This window comes from Cognatilysobacter segetis, from assembly GCF_004359965.1.
Classification (GTDB): Bacteria; Pseudomonadota; Gammaproteobacteria; order Xanthomonadales; family Xanthomonadaceae; genus Cognatilysobacter; species Cognatilysobacter segetis.
On the sequence record NZ_SMRQ01000037.1, the window covers coordinates 24,309 to 39,531 of the forward strand.

Sequence of the window (15,223 nt, forward strand, 5' to 3'; positions counted from 1 at the left end):
CAGCCGCCGCGACCGAGGCGCGCAATCGGCATTGACACGGCGCGCACGGGCGGCGAACATACGCGCCCTCGCCGGTGACATGTCGCCGGCCGGGCCCAGGTGGCGGAATTGGTAGACGCACTAGTTTCAGGTACTAGCGGGTAAAACCGTGGAGGTTCGAGTCCTCTCCTGGGCACCACATACGAAGTCCTTCAGTGGACGCATCGAAACCCGCCGCGAGCGGGTTTTTTTGCGTCCGGAATCCGGCGCTGCCCGCCCGCGACGGTGAACACGTCACGAACGGCGTCGATCGCGGGCCCGGCTCTTGCCCCCGTCTTCACTGTCGCTGCGCGACGTTCGGGGCACCTTCCGAGCCCCTCCGAGGATGGAGCGCCATGAGCAAACGTGAACTGATCGAACCGAATCCGGGCGACAAGCGCTACGTGCGTCGCGACGAGAAGGGTCGCTTCACCGAGTCCGACGACGTCGGGCGCTCGCTGACGCAGGACCGCAAGCGGCATGCCGAGCACGACGCGGGCCCGGGCCAGGGCGACCGCGGCGATCGCCAGACGCAGCACTGAGGCCTTCCGGGCCGACGAAAGAACCCGCGGGCCGCCGCGGGTTTTTTCGTTGCGGATCAGCTTCCGGCGAGCCGTAGCAGGCGGTCGTCGATGTGGATGGGCATCACCTGCACGCCCTGGATCAGGGGTGCGTCGACATGCTCCGGATTGATCAGAACGTTGCACGTCTCCTCGCACAGTGCGCTCGGCACCTGCGCTGCCAGTGACTGGTGCGACGACCACCAGGCGTCGCCGACCTGCTGAACCTCGCTTCGGTACGGCCGTTCGCGCCAGGTCGAGGGATAGGCGTGCACGACGCTGATGCGGTCACGCGGGATGTGCGCCTTGGCGAGGAAGGCGGACTCCGGCGGGCGACCCTCGCAGTGCGCGAGGAATTCGAGCAGCGCCGTGGCCGGAGAAAGCGCCGCGTAGATCGCCGTGCTGCCTTCCGAGGTCCAGCGCCCCGCGGTGCCCCCGTTCGCCCCGAACGGCTTCTCGCGCTTCGCTTCGTCCACGATCCGGTACAGGGTGACGGTGCCCGGATGATCCGCGCTGTGCTCGGCCGCGACCAGGGTGTCCGACGTCGGCGTGGCGGTGAGGTGCGCCGTCGCGGAGAGCGGGTCGCTCGCCGGGACCGTGTCCTTGAGCGCCTTGTCGAGCTCTTTCTCGCTGGTCGGGGTCGGGGGCTGGGTCTGCATGGAGGCCTCGCGGGTGAACGGACGGCGAGCGTCGTCCGGGCGTTTTAACAAGGCGTAGTCATGTCCACCGTGAAGCTACGGCCGCTTGCCCAGGAGAGCGTCATGCCAGACCGGACCGAACCGCGCTCCACCGAGACGGGGCCTACGCCGCAACCCCCGCTGCGCGCCCTGCTGTTCGACACCGACCAGGTGAGCCGGGAGGTCGACGCGTCGGCGCTGGACGCCTACGCGCGCGTACCCGACCACCGACTGCTCTGGGTCAACGCGCTGGTCGAAGCGGGGCTGCCGGACATGCTGACGCCGCTGGGCGCCGATGTCCGGCGGCTGGATCCCGACGAGGGCGGTGAACTCGGCCTGGTCATCCATGGCGACTGGACCTACCTGCACGTGCGCGCGCTCAACTGGCACGGCGGCGGCAAGCCGGCCCAGGTTCCCGTGGCCATCGGGATCGGGCCGAACGTGGTGGTGACGGTGCATAGGGCGCCGGTCGACTTCCTGGCGAGCGTGCTCAACAACGAGGCCGACCACCTGCGCATCGGCGGCCTCGAGGCGACCAGCTTCGCGATGGGGCTGCTCGACCGGATGCTCACCGACTTCCTCGACGCGCGCGACGCGTTCGAGACCTCGCTCGACCGTCTCGAGTTGATGATCCTGCGCCGCCCGCAACCGCGGCACCTGGGCGAACTGCAGGCCCTGCGGCACATGGCGTCGCGCCTGCGCCGCTACCTCGCCGCGCAGCGCGACCTGTTCGACGCACTGGGCCGGCCGGACTTCGACCCGCGCCTGTCGGACGCCGCCGAACGCCACTGCCGTGCGCTCAGCGGGCGATACGGCGACGTCATGCTGGCGATCGAGGCCGCGCGCGAACTCGTCAACGGCAGCTTCGACCTCTACACCTCGCGCACCGCTGAAAGCACCAACCAGGCGATGCACACGCTGACCGTGGTGACCGTGGTGATGGGTTTCGCGGCTACGGTCGCGGGCGTGCTCGGCATGAATTTCCAGGCGCGCCTGTTCGACACCGGCGAACGCGGGTTCGTGGCGGCCGCCGGACTCATCGCCGCGCTGGTGCTGGGCTCCGGTGCGTGGGCACTGTGGCGGCTGCTGCGCAGCCAGCGTTGAGCCGACGCCGCCTTGATGAACGTGTGAGACGATTCGTTCATGAAAGGAAAAAAATCGAGTGGCGGGCGCGGTGGCGCCGGCAAGTCCCCGCGCGCGGGTGGTAATCGCAAGACCGCGGGTGCGACCCGCGACGGCGCCGGTGCGGCTGCCGGTCGAAAGGGTCCCGCGCCCCAGGGCAAGCGACCGCCGTGGATGCCGGAACCGCCGCTCGCGGCGCGGCGCACGCAGGGGCCGGCGCCCTCCGTCGATCCGCAGGCGCAGCGCGAGGCGGCGCGCTACGAGAAGCCGATCGCCAGCCGCGAAATGATCCTGCAGCTGCTCGCGGCGGCAGACGGCCCCGTGCCGATCGACGTCATCGCCGAGCAGCTGGGCATCAACGACGACGAGCGCCGCGAAGCGCTGGGATTCCGCCTGCGGGCGATGCTGCGCGACGGCCAGCTGCTGCAGAACCGCAGGGGCGCGTACCTGCCCGCGCAGCGCGTCGACCTGCTGCCGGGCGTGGTCATCGCCAATCCGGACGGCTTCGGCTTCCTGAAGCCCGATCCGGGCAACGGCGACGACCTGTTCCTGCCGCCGGCCGAGATGCGCAAGGTCATGCACGGCGACCGCGTGCTGGCCAGCGTCACCGGCGTGGACCGGCGCGGGCGCCGCGAAGGCGCGATCGTCGAGGTGCTGGAGCGACGCCTCACGCGACTGATCGGCCGTTACGAGACGCGCGCCGGCGTGGGCGTAGTAATCCCCGACGATCGGCGCATCCAGCAGGATGTGCTGATTCCGCCGGACGACCGCAACGAGGCGCGCGACGGCCAGCTGGTCGTCGTCGAAATCACCGAGATGCCGGACGGCAAGCGCCTGCCCGTGGGCCGCGTGCTGACCGTGCTCGGCGATCGCCTGACCGCGTCGCTCGCGGTGCAGGCGGCCATCCACGGCCATGACATCCCGCACGAATTCCCGCAGGCGGTGCTCGAACAGGCGGCGGCGATCCCGGTCGACGTGGACGAGGCCACCGCCGTGGGGCGCGTCGACCTGCGCACCGTGCCGCTGGTCACCATCGATGGCGAGGACGCGAAGGACTTCGACGACGCGGTCTGGTGCGAGCCCAATCGCGACGGCTTCCGCCTCATCGTGGCGATCGCCGACGTCTCGCATTACGTCAAGCCCGGCACGCCGCTCGACGACGAGGCGCAGAAGCGCGCGACCTCGGTCTATTTCCCCGGCTTCGTGGTGCCGATGCTGCCGGAGACGCTGTCCAACGGCATCTGCTCCCTCAAGCCGCGCGTCGACCGCCTGTGCTTCGTCTGCGACATGCAGGTGGACCGCAAGGGCGAGGTGACCTCGTCGAAGTTCTACGAGGCGGTCATGCACTCGCATGCGCGCCTGACCTACACGCAGGTCTGGAACGCGATCGGCGACGACGTGAGCGACGACGCGAGGGCCGAGGCGCGGTCGTACATCGGCGCACTGCTCCCGAACATCGAGCAGTTGCACCAGCTGTTCCAGGTGCTGGTGCGCGCGCGGCAGAAGCGCGGCGCGATCGAGTTCGAATCGAGCGAGGTGCGCTTCGTCATCGGCCCGCAGGGCGAGGTGACGCAGGCGGGCATGATCCAGCGCAACGACGCGCACAAGCTGATCGAGGAGTGCATGATCGCGGCGAACGTCCAAGCCGCTCGCTTCCTGATCAACGCCGACGTGCCGGCGCCGTACCGCATCCACGAGCGCCCGCCGGAGCAGAAGTACACCGACCTGCTCGAATTCCTGAAGGAGTTCGGCCTGCGCATGCCGCCGTGGTCGAAGGTCGAGCCGAAGGACTTCACCCACCTGCTGAAGAAGATCCGCGATCGCCCCGAGGCGGCGCTGCTGGAATCCGTGCTGCTGCGCAGCCAGTCGCTGGCCGTGTACGCGCCGGTCAACGTGGGCCACTTCGGTCTTGCCCTCGATGCGTATGCCCACTTCACGTCGCCGATCCGCCGCTATCCCGACCTGCTGGTGCACCGTGCGATCAAGCACGTGCTCAGCGGCGCGCGTCCGGAGAAGTTCCGCTATTCGCCGAGCGCGATGGCGCAGCTGTCGCTGGAATCGTCGGAGCGCTCGCGTCGCGCCGACGAGGCCGCGCGCGAAGTCGACGAGCGCTACCGCGCCGCGTGGATGGAGCAGCACGTCGGCGGCGAATTCGCCGGCACCATCAGCGGCGTGACCAGCTTCGGCCTCTTCGTCGAGCTTGACGATTCGAAGGTCACCGGACTCGTGCACGTGACGCAGCTGCCGAACGACTTCTACCACTTCGATCCGATCCGCAAGACGCTGACCGGCGAACGCCGCGGTCGCGAGTACCGCTTGGGCGACCGCGTGGACATCGTCGTGCTGAAGGCGAGCGTCGAGGATCGGCGCATCGATTTCCGGCTGCTGGAAGAGGGCGGCGGCGCGAAGCCGCTGCCGCCGCGCGGGCAGCCGGCGAAGCGGAAGAAGCAGGCGTATTGAGCCCTCTCTTTCAGCATGGCAATGCTGGTCTCCCGCCTCGAGGCGCGGAGACGTTCGTGAGCGCGCGCTGTCGCGGCGCGGCACAATAGGCGCATGAGCAAACAGAACCAGTGGATCGCCGGCATCAACGCGGTGTCGGCCGCACTCCAGAACGACGCTGAGCACGTGCGCGAGGTGCTGCTGGAAGCCGGGTCGAAGAATCCCCGCATCCAGGAGATCGAATCGCAGGCGCGGCGCCTGGACATTCCGGTGCGTCGCGTCGCGCAGCAGGCGCTCGATGGCGCCTCCGGCGGCGTCCGCCACCAGGGCGCGATCGCCCGCTACGTGGCGGCGCGCACGTGGGGCGAGAACGAGCTCCAGGGCCTGGTGGAGGCCGCCGATGGCCGGGCGCTCGTGCTGGTGCTGGACGGCGTGCAGGACCCGCACAACCTCGGCGCGTGCCTGCGCAGCGCCGCGGCCGCGGGCGTCACCGCGGTCGTGATCCCGAAGGACAAGTCGGTGCAGGTCAACGCGACGGTGCGCAAGACGTCGGCCGGCGCCGCGGATGCCGTGCCGGTCGTGCAGGTGACCAATCTTTCGCGCGCGATGAAGGAGCTGCAGCAGCTCGGGGTCTGGCTCTACGGCCTGGCCGGCGACGCGGGCGATTCGCTTTACGGGCTGGACCTGCGCGGCAACGTCGGCCTCGTGCTCGGCGGCGAGGCGGACGGGCTGCGCCGCCTCACGCGCGAAACCTGCGACGGGCTCGTGTCGATCCCGATGCCGGGGGCGGCGGAGACGGGCGTCGAAAGCCTGAACGTGTCGGTCGCGGCGGGCGTCACGCTCTTCGAAGCCGTGCGCCAGCGGAGTGCCCGCTGATGGAACAGGACGCCGTCATCGCACTGCAGTGGTACGACATCGTCGGCCTGGGCGGCACGCTCGCGATCCTCGCCGCGTACTTCCTGCTGCAGACGCGCAGGCTGTCGGGCACGGGCCTGACGTACCAGTTGCTCAACCTGTTCGGCGCCGCGGGCATCCTCGTGTCGCTCGTCGGCAAGTTCAACCTGTCGGTGTTCCTCCTGGAACTCGCCTGGGTCCTGGTCAGCGGCTACGGCATCGTCCGCTCGATGCGCGAGCGTCGCTGACCCAAGCCGTGGCTTGGTGGTGCGCGCATCCGCTGGCTCGGCTGTCGCGTACTCCTATCGGGCACGCCGGGTTCGTGCTTGCGGGGGCGGGGCGGGGGTGGCATAACCGTTCAGCCTCCGGCATCCGTCGGAGGTTCCGATGTCCGCCACCGTCCACCTCCGCTTCGCAGGGAACGCCATGCTCGAGACGCTGCCCCTCCCGGGCGAGACCGCGGCGGACCCGCTCGCGGCGCAGTTGCTCGAGGTCGCCCGCGGCGATCGCGACGCGTTCGAGCGCCTCTACCGACTTGCATCGCCGCGCCTGTTCGCGATCTGCATTCGCGTACTGTCCGATCGCGCCGAGGCCGAGGACGTACTCCAGGATGTCTTCGCCACCATCTGGCACAAGGCCGACCAGTTCGACCCCGGTCGTGCCGGCGCGATGGCGTGGATGTCGATGATCGCCCGCAATCGCGCGATCGACCGTCTGCGCTCGCCCGGCCACGCCGTCCGCAGGACGGCGGTCGAGCTCGGCGACGAATTGCCCGATTCCGGGGCGTCGCCGGTCGACGAGGCCGAGGCGTCCGACGAGCGCGAACGCCTTCAGCACTGCCTGCAGAAGCTCGACGACCGACGCCGTGGGCTGATCCGCACCGCTTTCTTCGAAGGCGCGACGTACGAGGAACTGGCGAGCCGCTCGGGCGCGCCGCTGGGCTCGGTGAAGAGCTGGATCCGCCGTGGACTCCTGCAGCTGCGTGCGTGCCTGGAGACCTGACCGTGCGCGACCTCGATCTCGACCGCGATCCGCCGTCCGCCGACCTGTTCGCCGCCGAGTACGTGCTGGGCGTGCTGGATGCCGCGCAGCTGCAGGCCGCCCGCCTGCGCGCCGCGCGCGATCCCGCGTTCGCGCGGCTGGTGGACGAATGGAGCCGCCGGCTGGACGCGCTGAACGACGAACTCGGCGGGGCCGATGTCCCCGCGCATGCGTGGCCCCGGCTGCGCACGCGGCTGGGCTGGTCGCCCGTGGCCACGCGCGCCGAGCCCGCCCGCGTCGGCTTCTGGAAGGGCGCAGCCGCGGCCGGGTTCGCCGCAGCCGCGGTGTTGGCGGTCGTCGCATTGCAGCGACCGCGCGTGGCCCCGCCATCGCCCACCCTCGCCTCCACGCCCGCTAAGCCGGCTGCGAGCGGCGCGATGCCGGAACTGCCGGTGACGCAACTGGTCGCCAACAACGGGCAGATCGCCTACCTGGCGACCGTCGACATGCGCACCGGGGGCATGTGGCTGGTGCCGGTGCCGGGTACCGTCCCCGCCGGCACGCGCGCGCCGGTGCTGTGGCTGATCGCGCCGGGGCAGAAGCCCAAGTCGCTCGGCTACGTGGGCGCGTCGCGCTCGCAGTGGGTCGACGTGCCGAAGGACGAACTGCACGCCGGCATGCAGTCCGGTTGGACGGTCGCGATCACGATGGAACCGGTGCAGCCGGTGGCGCCGCAGGCACCGTCGACGAAGCCGATGGCGGCCGGCACGCTCGCGCTCTGAGTTGCGGAGCCGGGTTTACGCCGTCGCGTCGTCCGCGGGCGCCGCACCGGGTCCGCCGAGCATCGGCCAGCTGTTGACGATGCGACAGAACAGTTCGGCCGTGCGCTCCGCGTCGTACACGGCCGAATGGGCTTCGTCCGCGCGCCATTCGATGCCCGCCGCCTGCAGCGCACGCGCCAGCACGGTCTGCCCGTAGGCGACGCCGCCGAGCGTGACGGTGTCGAACACGCTGAACGGGTGGAACGGGTTGCGCGGATGCTTCGAACGCGCCACGGCAGCGTTCAGAAAGTTGAGATCGAAGTGCGCGTTGTGCCCGACGAGGATCGCGCGTTGGCAGCCGTGCTTCTTCAGCGCCGTGCGAACGGGCGCGAACACCACGTCGAGCGCCTGCCGTTCGTTCTTCGCGTCGCGGAACGGATGGTCGATGATGATCCCGGTCACTTCGAGCGACTTCGGATCGATCTCCATGCCCGGCGCGGGCACCACGTGCGAGCTCGCCGTGGGCCCGGGCACGAGTCGGCCGTGCTCATCGAGATCCAGCGGCACCGCCGCGATCTCCAGCAGCGCATGGCGATTCCAGTCGAACCCGCCCGTCTCCACGTCGACGACGACGGGGAGGAAACCGCGAAAGCGCGAAGCGAGTGAAGGCACGGCGGGGATCGTGGGGGAACGGGTCCGCAGCCTAGCAGAGGCGGCGCGGGCGATCAGTCGGGCGGTCGCGTGCCCAGCACGATGCCGCCGCGGCGGTAGCGCTCGAGCAGGCCGAGCCCCTGTTCGACGAAGGCGTCCGCATCGGGTGCCTGCGCATCGCGCGCGAGCGCGCGCAGCACCGCGTCGCCGCTCGCCGCCGGGTTTTCTGTCAGCCGGTGCAGGAGATGGAACGCCACCGGTCCGAGCTCGTGGAACGCGACGTTCCCGGCCGCTTCGCGATGCAGGAGCAGCAGCGTCGTCGCCGCCTCTGGCCGGTGGCCGGGGGCGATGCGGTGAACCGGCCAGTCATAGGCCAGCGGCCAAGCCACCGGCGACAAGACGGGAACGCCGGCGCGCAGGTCGCCGTCCGGGGCGTGCGGCACGTCCGATGGGCGCGCCTCGCTCAGTTGCAGTGCGAGCTCGACCCATTCGTAATGCGCCAGCTCGCGTAGCCAGGGCGGATCGTCGCGCCCGCTTTCCCACCGCGTGTCGAGGTAGCGCAGCAGTTCGCGCGCCAGCTCGCTGAAGACCGGCGTGCGCGCCGGGTGCTCGCGCAGGAAATCGCGCATCAGCGCCTGCCAGGCGTCGTCTCCCTGCATCGCGCGAAGCACGGGAAACGTCGTCGCCAGCAGCGAGGTGATGTTGTTGAAGACGAGATCCGCATAGACCTGCAGACGACGGGGCTCGACGCCGACGGGTGCCGGGGCCGACAGCGGATCGCGGATCCATGCCGCGAGCGCCCGTTGCGCTTCCAGCGGGTCGCGCGGGTCAGGCGGCATCACGCTGAGCAATGTCGCGCCGCAGCCGCGTGCGGACCCCGTCGAGTTCGCCGAGGAGCTCGTCGAACGGCGGCAGGTTAAAGTCCCGCTCCAGCAGCGTCGGCCGCGGCCCGCAATGCGCGTAGGCCTCGTCGAGCAGCGCCCAGACCGGGTCGCTCACCGCTGCGCCGTGCGTATCGATCTTGAGGTCGTCCGCCTCGTCGTGGTGGCCCGCGACGTGCAGGTAGGCCACGCGCGACGCCGGCAGCGCACGCAGGAACCCGCGAGCGTCGTAACCGTGGTTGGTCGCGTTGACGACGATGTTGTTGACGTCGAGCAGCAGGTCGCAATCGGCGCGCTCGACCACCTCGTTCACGAAGTCGATCTCGCGCAGCGCGCCGTCGCCGCCGGCGTCCAGCGTCGCGGAGTAGGAGACGTTCTCGACGGCGAGTCGACGGCCCAGCACGTCCTGGACGTCGCGGATGCGGCCGACCACGTGCTCGACCGCGGCGCGGTTGAACGGCAGCGGCATCAGGTCGTACAGCTGGCCCTGCGCGTCGCTGCAGGCCGACAGGTGCTCGCTGTAGAGCACGCAGCGGTGGGTGTCGAGGAAGCGGCGCAGCCGCAGCAGGAAGGTGCGGTCGAGCTCGCCGGGACCGCCGAGCGACAGCGAGAGCCCGTGGCAGACGAGTGGCCAACGGGCGGTGACCTCCGCGAACGCATCCCCGAGCGCGCCGCCCACGCCCATCCAGTTCTCGGGCGCGACTTCGAGGAAATCGACCGCATCCTGCGAGGCGGCCCGCAACGGGCCCAACAGGGCCCGCCGCAGGCCGAGGCCGACGGCGTCGGGAGCGAGGACCGGCGCCGCAGCCATGATCAAACCGGGGCGCGCAGGCTCAGATCGAGCCGCCGCACTTGCCCTCACCGCACTTGCCTTCGGCCATCTTCGCGTCGGCGACCTTCTTGGTGGCGGCGGGCGCCGGCTTCGCGTGGGCCTTGTCGGCGCCGCAGCTCATCTCGCCGGCTTTCATCTTCGCTGCGCCGCACTTGGCTTCGCCGGCCTTGGCCTTGTCGGCGCCGCACTTGGCTTCGGCCGCTTTCATGTCCGCGCCGCACTTCATCTCGGACGACTTGGCATCGGTCTTCGGCGGGGCGTCGGTGGCGGCCAGCATGTAGCCCTGCGACAGCGCGGTCGACGCGAAAGCCGTGCCGGCCAGCAGCAGGCCGCCGGTGAGCGCGGTAAGGGCGGGGGTCTTGAGCGAACGGGACATGGGCGATGACCTTCCTGTGGGCGGCCGGGCCGCGTGGAGACCGCGATGCTAGCGCGGCGGGAGGGATAGGGCAGCCGGGCTTCCGGACTGCCGGCACCCTAACGCCGGGTGCCTGAACCGACCTACGGCGTCCGCGACGCGACGGATGCAGCGACCGCCGCGGCAGCCGAGCCAGCGGCCTCGCCCACGTCGTACCGCCGTCCGGTTGGTCAGAGCGTCGCGGTATTGCTGCCGTCGGCCTTCTCGCGTGGCGGCAGCGCCTCCTCGCCGCGCACCAGGAACCACACGTTCTCCGCGATGTTGGTCGCATGGTCGCCGATGCGCTCGATGTTCTTCGCCATGAACAGCAGGTGGGTGCACGGGGTGATCGCGCGCGCATCCTCCATCATGTACGTCAGCAGCTCGCGGAACAGGCCGGTATACGCGGCGTCGATCTCGGCGTCCCCCGCGCGAACCCGCTGCGCCGCGTCGACGTCGCTGTCGCGATAGGCGGCGATGACCGCGCGCACCTGCTGCACGGCCAGACGCCCGATCAGCTGAAGCCCGGCGACGTGCGGCAGCGCCGGCGACGCGTTCAGCGCCATCGAGCGCTTGGCGACATTGGCGGCGTAATCGCCGATGCGCTCGATGTCGGATGCGATGCGGATCGCGGCGAGGATCTCGCGCAGGTCGCGCGCCATCGGGCCGCGCAGCGCGAGCTTCATGACGTCGTGGCTGATCTCGCGTTCCAGCGAATCGAGCGCTTCGTCATTGGCGACGATGCGCGCGGCGGCCTTGTCGTCGCGGCGCTGCACCACGTCGAGCGCCGCTTCGAGCTGCAGCGCGGCCATCTCGGCCATGCGCAGCGTTTCATCGAGCAGGCGGGCCTGCTCGGCATCGAAACTCTTGAGGATGTGATCGTGCATGGTCAGCCGAACCGCCCGGTGATGTAGTCCTCGGTCTGCTGCTTCGAGGGATTGGAGAAGATCGTCTCGGTGGTGCCGTGCTCGACCAGCTCGCCCAGGTACATGAAGGCGGTGAAGTCGGAGATGCGCGCGGCCTGCTGCATGTTGTGCGTCACGATGACGATGGTGAAGTCGCGCTTGAGCTCGTCGACGAGCTGCTCGATGCGGCTGGTGGAGATCGGGTCGAGCGCCGAGGTCGGCTCGTCGAGCAGCAGGACGTCGGGCCGCAGCGCGACGGCGCGCGCGATGCACAGGCGCTGCTGCTGTCCGCCGGACAGGCCCAGCGCGCTCTGGCCGAGCTTGTCCTTGACCTCGTCCCACAGCGCCGCCTGGCGCAGCGCCTGCTCCACGCGGGTCTGCATGTCCGCCTTTGACAGGCGCTCGTGGTGGCGGATGCCGTAGGCGACGTTCTCGAAGATCGTCATCGGGAACGGCACCGGCTTCTGGAACACCATGCCCACCTTGCTGCGCAGGCGATTGAGCGGGTACTTCGGGTCGAGGATGTTCTCGCCGTCCAGCAGCACTTCGCCGCTCGCGACCAGCTTGGGATACAGCGCGTAGATGCGGTTGAAGACGCGCAGCAGCGTGGACTTGCCGCAACCCGACGGGCCGATCAGCGCGGTCACCCGCTTCTCGGGGATGTCGAGCGCGATGTTGCGGAGCGCGTGGAAGCGGTCGTAATGGAAATCGAGCCCGCGCGCGGCGAGCTTGACCGGCGACGCGGCCGCGGCCGCGTGCGGGGTCTCGAGCTGGAGGCGGGGAGCGTCGTTCATCGCGAGGTCCGGCGGAAGGGCGGCGTTCATCAGTCGTGGGTGATCCGGTGGCGCGAGACGATGGCGCGGGCGACGAGGCTCACCGCCAGCACGAACAGCATCAGGACGAACGCACCCGCCCACGCCAGCGAATGCCAGGCGTCGTAGGGGCTCATCGCGTACTGGAAGATCACCACCGGCACGTTGGCCATCGGCTGCGTGACGTCGGTCGACCAGTACTGGTTGTTGAGCGCGGTGAACAGCAGGGGTGCGGTCTCGCCGGAGATGCGGGCGAGCGCGAGCAGGATGCCGGTCGCGATGCCAGGCAGCGACGCGCGGTACAGCACCTGCATCACCACTTTCCATTGCGGGATGCCCAGCGACAGCGCGGCCTCGCGCATCTGCGTCGGCACCAGTCGCAGCATCTCGTCGGTGGTGCGCACGACCACCGGCAGCACGATGAAGGCGAGCGCGATCGCGCCGGCGAGGGCGGAGAAGTGGCCCATCTTCGCGACCACCAGCGTGTAGACGAACAGGCCGAGCACGATCGACGGGGCCGACAGCAGGATGTCGTTGACGAAGCGGATGACGTCGCCGATGCGGCTGCGGTTGGCGTACTCGGCCAGGTAGGTGCCGGCGAGCACGCCGATCGGCGCACCCAGCAGGATGCCCATCGCGCTCATGAGTGCGCCGCCGAAGAACGCGTTCAGCAGACCGCCGTCTTCGCCGGGTGGCGGGGTCATCGCGGTGAACAGCGCGCCGTTCATCGAGGCGATGCCGTTGTGCAGCGTCGTCCAGAGGATCCAGACGAGCCAGAACAGCCCGAACACGGTCGCCACGACCGCCAGGGCCTGCGCGATCAGGTTCTTCGCGCGGCGCATTCCGTACAGCGGCAGCATCAGTTGCCCTCCCGCTTCGACAGGCGCCGAAGCATCAGGCGCGCGACCGCCAGCACGACGAAGGTGACGAGGAACAGCACGAAGCCGAGCGCGATCAGCGCCGAACGGTACTGCTCGGAGTCCGCTTCCGCGAACTCGTTGGCGATGGTCGCGGCGATTGAATTGCCCGGCATCAGCAGCGACGCCGTGAGTTCGTGCGCGTTGCCGAGTACGAACGTCACCGCCATCGTCTCGCCGAGCGCGCGGCCCAGGCCGAGGAAGATGCCGCCGATGACGGCCGAGCGGGTGTAGGGCAGCACGACGTCCCAGACGACCTCCCATCGCGTCGATCCGAGCGCGTAGGAGGACTCCTTCAGCCGGCCGGGCACGGTCAGGAAGACCTCGCGCATCACCGATGCGATGAACGGGATGATCATGATCGCGAGCACGAGGCCCGCGGTGAGCATCCCGAGCCCGAGCGGCGGGCCCGCGAACAGCACCCCCACGCCTGGGAGCGTGCCGAGGTGCGCGTCGATCCACGGATAGACGTGCTCGGCGAGATAGGGCACGAGTACGAACAGGCCCCACATGCCGTAGATGATCGACGGGATGCCCGCGAGCAGTTCGATGGCCGTGCCCACCGGCCCGCGCAGCCACTTGGGCGCGATCTCCGTGAGGAACATCGCGATGCCGAAGCTCACAGGCACCGCGATCACCAGCGCGATCAGCGCGGTGACGAGCGTGCCGTAGATCGGAACCAGGGCGCCGAAGTCCTGACCCACCGGGTCCCAGGCGCGCGAGGTGAAGAAGCCGAGGCCGAACTTCGTGAACGTGGCGCGCCCGCCCCACAGCATGGAAAGCGCGGCGGCCGCGAGGGCGAGCAGCACGAACACGCCGGCGGCGGTGACGAGCCAGCGGAAGCCGCGGTCGGCCATCGCGTCGCGTGCGCCGGTATCGGCGAGAGGGGCGGGGATGGCGCTCATGTCACCGAGGGCGTGCGACGACCGCCGCGGCGCGCGTGCGCCGCGGCGGATCGAGGGTGGAGGTCGCTCGTGGAGCAGCGGCGCGCATCACTTGAACTGCGTCGACCAGTACGTCTCGACCTGCGCCACCAGCGCCGGCGGCAGCGGCACGTAGTTCAGCGATTCGGCCGTATTTCCGCCGTCGTGCAACGCCCAGCGGAAGAAATCGAGCGCCGCCTTCGAGCGCGCGGCGTCCTTCGGCTGCTTGTACATCAGGATGAAATTCGTCGCGGCGATCGGCCACGCCTGCGCGCCGGGCGCGTCGGTGATGACCACGCTGAAGTCCTTCGCGTTCGCCCAGTCCGCCGTGGCGGCCGCCGCCTGGAACGACGCGATGCCCGGCTGCACCCACTGGCCGGCCGCGTTGCGCATCTGCGCATGCGCCATTCCGTTCTCCGCGGCGTACGCCAGCTCGACGTAGCCGATGGAGCCCTTGATCTGCTTCACGTAGGCGGCCACGCCTTCGTTGCCCTTGCCGCCGATGCCGGTCGGCCAGTTCACGGACGTGCCTTCGCCGACCTTCGCCTTCCAGGCGGGGCTCACCTTGGAGAGGTAATTGACGAAGTTGAACGTGGTGCCCGAGCCGTCCGAGCGCTTGACCACGTTGATCTTCATCGACGGGAGCGCGACGCCCGGGTTGAGCTGCGCGATCGCGGCATCGTTCCAGGTCGTCACCTTGCCGAGGTAGATGTCCGCGAGCACGGGGCCGGTAAGCTTTAGCTGGCCCGCGGCGATGCCCGGCAGATTCACCACCGGCACGACGCCGCCGACGGCCGACGGGAACTGGCCGAGCCCGGCCTGCGCCAGCTCGTCGGCACCGAGCGGCTTGTCGCTGGAGCCGAAATCGACCGTGCCGGCCTTGATCTGCGCGATGCCGCCGCCCGAGCCGATCGACTGGTAATTGATCTTGCTGCCGGTCTTCTGCGCGTACTCCGCCGACCACTTGGACAGCAGCGGGTAGATGAACGTGGCGCCGGCGCCGGTGATTTCGGCGTGCTTGGCGTCTGTAGCGGTTGCGGGCGCCGCGGCGGACGGCGTCTTGTCGGAGTTGCTGCCGCCGCCCGAGCAGGCGGACACGGCAACGGCAAGGGCGAGGGAAAGGGCGGCGAGGCGGGCGAGCTTCATGGGCGTCTCCACGGTGCGGCCACGATGGCCGCTCATGGGCGCACATGTAATGATCATTTCGTTACAGGGTCGTGACACCTGCCAGCGAATGTGACAGCAGCCGCCCTAACGACGACGGGCCCCGATGGGCCCGTCGCCTGTAGCACCGCGTGATCAGTACTTTGCGTTCGCGGCCCAGTAGGCCTCGATCTGCTTGATCAACGTGTCCGGCAGGGGCACGTAGTCCAGAGCGCGGGCCTGCGCGTCGCCGTTCGTATAGACCCAGCGGAAGAACTCGATCGAGTTCTTGGCGCCGGCGGCGTTGCGCGGC

Annotated in this window: 17 protein-coding genes, 1 tRNA gene and 1 pseudogene; 8 read left to right on the top strand and 11 right to left on the bottom strand. The window is 69.8% G+C overall.

The window, feature by feature from the left end; translation table 11 throughout:
• Positions 1-93: 93 nt before the first annotated feature.
• Together E4F61_RS09590 and E4F61_RS09595 are read left to right on the top strand one after the other, a co-directional pair.
• Positions 94-178 (top strand) — tRNA-Leu (locus tag E4F61_RS09590).
• A 196-nt stretch (positions 179-374) separates the two neighbouring features.
• Positions 375-560, top strand: a complete 186-nt coding sequence (locus E4F61_RS09595) for a hypothetical protein (RefSeq protein WP_133479444.1) — start codon at positions 375-377, stop codon at positions 558-560.
• 56 nt (positions 561-616) lie between these two features.
• On the opposite strand, the gene E4F61_RS09600 is transcribed toward E4F61_RS09595, so the two are convergent.
• Positions 617-1,237 carry an RES family NAD+ phosphorylase gene (locus E4F61_RS09600; RefSeq protein WP_133479445.1) on the bottom strand — a complete coding sequence of 207 codons (621 nt, stop codon included), beginning with the start codon at positions 1,235-1,237 and terminating at the stop codon, positions 617-619.
• A 102-nt stretch (positions 1,238-1,339) separates the two neighbouring features.
• Between E4F61_RS09600 and E4F61_RS09605 the strand changes: the two genes are divergently transcribed.
• The 6 genes from E4F61_RS09605 to E4F61_RS09630 all read left to right on the top strand — a co-directional run bounded on the left by E4F61_RS09605 (position 1,340) and on the right by E4F61_RS09630 (position 7,473).
• Positions 1,340-2,359, top strand: a complete 1,020-nt coding sequence (locus tag E4F61_RS09605) for a CorA family divalent cation transporter (RefSeq protein WP_133479446.1) — start codon at positions 1,340-1,342, stop codon at positions 2,357-2,359.
• Positions 2,360-2,398: 39 nt separating this feature from the next.
• On the top strand, positions 2,399-4,837 hold the full coding sequence (gene rnr, locus E4F61_RS09610; RefSeq protein ID WP_133479447.1) for a ribonuclease R: 2,439 nt from the start codon (positions 2,399-2,401) through the stop codon (positions 4,835-4,837).
• A gap of 93 nt (positions 4,838-4,930) precedes the next feature.
• Positions 4,931-5,692, top strand: coding sequence for a 23S rRNA (guanosine(2251)-2'-O)-methyltransferase RlmB (rlmB, locus tag E4F61_RS09615; protein WP_133479448.1), 762 nt, complete (start codon positions 4,931-4,933; stop codon positions 5,690-5,692).
• Positions 5,692-5,958 carry a CBU_0592 family membrane protein gene (locus E4F61_RS09620; protein WP_238382873.1) on the top strand — a complete coding sequence of 89 codons (267 nt, stop codon included), beginning with the start codon at positions 5,692-5,694 and terminating at the stop codon, positions 5,956-5,958. Before rlmB ends, E4F61_RS09620 begins: the two co-directional genes overlap by 1 nt.
• A gap of 178 nt (positions 5,959-6,136) precedes the next feature.
• Positions 6,137-6,712, top strand: coding sequence for a sigma-70 family RNA polymerase sigma factor (locus E4F61_RS09625; protein ID WP_133479458.1), 576 nt, complete (start codon positions 6,137-6,139; stop codon positions 6,710-6,712).
• A gap of 2 nt (positions 6,713-6,714) precedes the next feature.
• Positions 6,715-7,473, top strand: a complete 759-nt coding sequence (locus tag E4F61_RS09630; RefSeq protein ID WP_238382876.1) for an anti-sigma factor — start codon at positions 6,715-6,717, stop codon at positions 7,471-7,473.
• A 15-nt stretch (positions 7,474-7,488) separates the two neighbouring features.
• On the opposite strand, the gene rnt is transcribed toward E4F61_RS09630, so the two are convergent.
• From rnt to E4F61_RS09680, 10 genes and pseudogenes are all read right to left on the bottom strand, one after another.
• The gene (rnt, locus tag E4F61_RS09635) at positions 7,489-8,154 is read right to left on the bottom strand and encodes a ribonuclease T (RefSeq protein WP_133479449.1); all 666 of its coding nucleotides are present in this window, start codon (positions 8,152-8,154) and stop codon (positions 7,489-7,491) included.
• A gap of 23 nt (positions 8,155-8,177) precedes the next feature.
• Entirely contained in the window at positions 8,178-8,942 is a 765-nt protein-coding gene (locus E4F61_RS09640) for an HvfC family RiPP maturation protein (protein ID WP_133479450.1), read from the bottom strand.
• Complete coding sequence (locus E4F61_RS09645) at positions 8,932-9,795, bottom strand: HvfB family MNIO-type RiPP peptide maturase (RefSeq protein WP_133479451.1); 864 nt, start codon at positions 9,793-9,795, stop codon at positions 8,932-8,934. Before E4F61_RS09645 ends, E4F61_RS09640 begins: the two co-directional genes overlap by 11 nt.
• Positions 9,796-9,817: 22 nt before the next feature.
• Entirely contained in the window at positions 9,818-10,192 is a 375-nt protein-coding gene (locus E4F61_RS09650; RefSeq protein WP_133479452.1) for an HvfA family oxazolone/thioamide-modified RiPP metallophore, read from the bottom strand.
• Between the two features lie 209 nt (positions 10,193-10,401).
• Positions 10,402-11,097, bottom strand: a complete 696-nt coding sequence (gene phoU, locus E4F61_RS09655) for a phosphate signaling complex protein PhoU (protein WP_133479453.1) — start codon at positions 11,095-11,097, stop codon at positions 10,402-10,404.
• A 2-nt stretch (positions 11,098-11,099) separates the two neighbouring features.
• Positions 11,100-11,909 carry a phosphate ABC transporter ATP-binding protein PstB gene (gene pstB / locus E4F61_RS09660; RefSeq protein WP_133479460.1) on the bottom strand — a complete coding sequence of 270 codons (810 nt, stop codon included), beginning with the start codon at positions 11,907-11,909 and terminating at the stop codon, positions 11,100-11,102.
• 29 nt (positions 11,910-11,938) lie between these two features.
• Positions 11,939-12,787 (bottom strand): phosphate ABC transporter permease PstA, encoded by an 849-nt coding sequence (gene pstA / locus E4F61_RS09665; RefSeq protein ID WP_133479454.1) that lies wholly within the window; start codon positions 12,785-12,787, stop codon positions 11,939-11,941.
• Positions 12,787-13,749: a phosphate ABC transporter permease subunit PstC gene (gene pstC / locus E4F61_RS09670; protein ID WP_133479455.1), complete on the bottom strand. Its 963-nt coding sequence runs from the start codon at positions 13,747-13,749 to the stop codon at positions 12,787-12,789. Before pstC ends, pstA begins: the two co-directional genes overlap by 1 nt.
• Positions 13,750-13,836: 87 nt before the next feature.
• Entirely contained in the window at positions 13,837-14,913 is a 1,077-nt protein-coding gene (gene pstS, locus E4F61_RS09675) for a phosphate ABC transporter substrate-binding protein PstS (protein WP_133479456.1), read from the bottom strand.
• 153 nt (positions 14,914-15,066) lie between these two features.
• Positions 15,067-15,223 (bottom strand): annotated as a pseudogene (locus E4F61_RS09680) (phosphate ABC transporter substrate-binding protein PstS); the annotation flags it as partial.

Bases quoted from the DNA above. Each gene is read 5' to 3' on its own strand.
- pstS (WP_133479456.1), bottom strand. From the start codon at position 14,913: ATGAAGCTCGCCCGCCTCGCCGCCCTTTCCCTCGCCCTTGCCGTTGCC.
- E4F61_RS09650 (WP_133479452.1), bottom strand. From the start codon at position 10,192: ATGTCCCGTTCGCTCAAGACCCCCGCCCTTACCGCGCTCACCGGCGGC.
- pstC (WP_133479455.1), bottom strand. From the start codon at position 13,749: ATGAGCGCCATCCCCGCCCCTCTCGCCGATACCGGCGCACGCGACGCG.
- E4F61_RS09625 (WP_133479458.1), top strand. From the start codon at position 6,137: ATGCTCGAGACGCTGCCCCTCCCGGGCGAGACCGCGGCGGACCCGCTC.
- E4F61_RS09600 (WP_133479445.1), bottom strand. From the start codon at position 1,237: ATGCAGACCCAGCCCCCGACCCCGACCAGCGAGAAAGAGCTCGACAAG.
- E4F61_RS09640 (WP_133479450.1), bottom strand. From the start codon at position 8,942: ATGCCGCCTGACCCGCGCGACCCGCTGGAAGCGCAACGGGCGCTCGCG.
- E4F61_RS09595 (WP_133479444.1), top strand. From the start codon at position 375: ATGAGCAAACGTGAACTGATCGAACCGAATCCGGGCGACAAGCGCTAC.
- E4F61_RS09620 (WP_238382873.1), top strand. From the start codon at position 5,692: ATGGAACAGGACGCCGTCATCGCACTGCAGTGGTACGACATCGTCGGC.
- rlmB (WP_133479448.1), top strand. From the start codon at position 4,931: ATGAGCAAACAGAACCAGTGGATCGCCGGCATCAACGCGGTGTCGGCC.
- phoU (WP_133479453.1), bottom strand. From the start codon at position 11,097: ATGCACGATCACATCCTCAAGAGTTTCGATGCCGAGCAGGCCCGCCTG.
- E4F61_RS09645 (WP_133479451.1), bottom strand. From the start codon at position 9,795: ATGGCTGCGGCGCCGGTCCTCGCTCCCGACGCCGTCGGCCTCGGCCTG.
- pstA (WP_133479454.1), bottom strand. From the start codon at position 12,787: ATGCTGCCGCTGTACGGAATGCGCCGCGCGAAGAACCTGATCGCGCAG.
- pstB (WP_133479460.1), bottom strand. From the start codon at position 11,909: ATGAACGACGCTCCCCGCCTCCAGCTCGAGACCCCGCACGCGGCCGCG.
- rnr (WP_133479447.1), top strand. From the start codon at position 2,399: ATGAAAGGAAAAAAATCGAGTGGCGGGCGCGGTGGCGCCGGCAAGTCC.
- E4F61_RS09605 (WP_133479446.1), top strand. From the start codon at position 1,340: ATGCCAGACCGGACCGAACCGCGCTCCACCGAGACGGGGCCTACGCCG.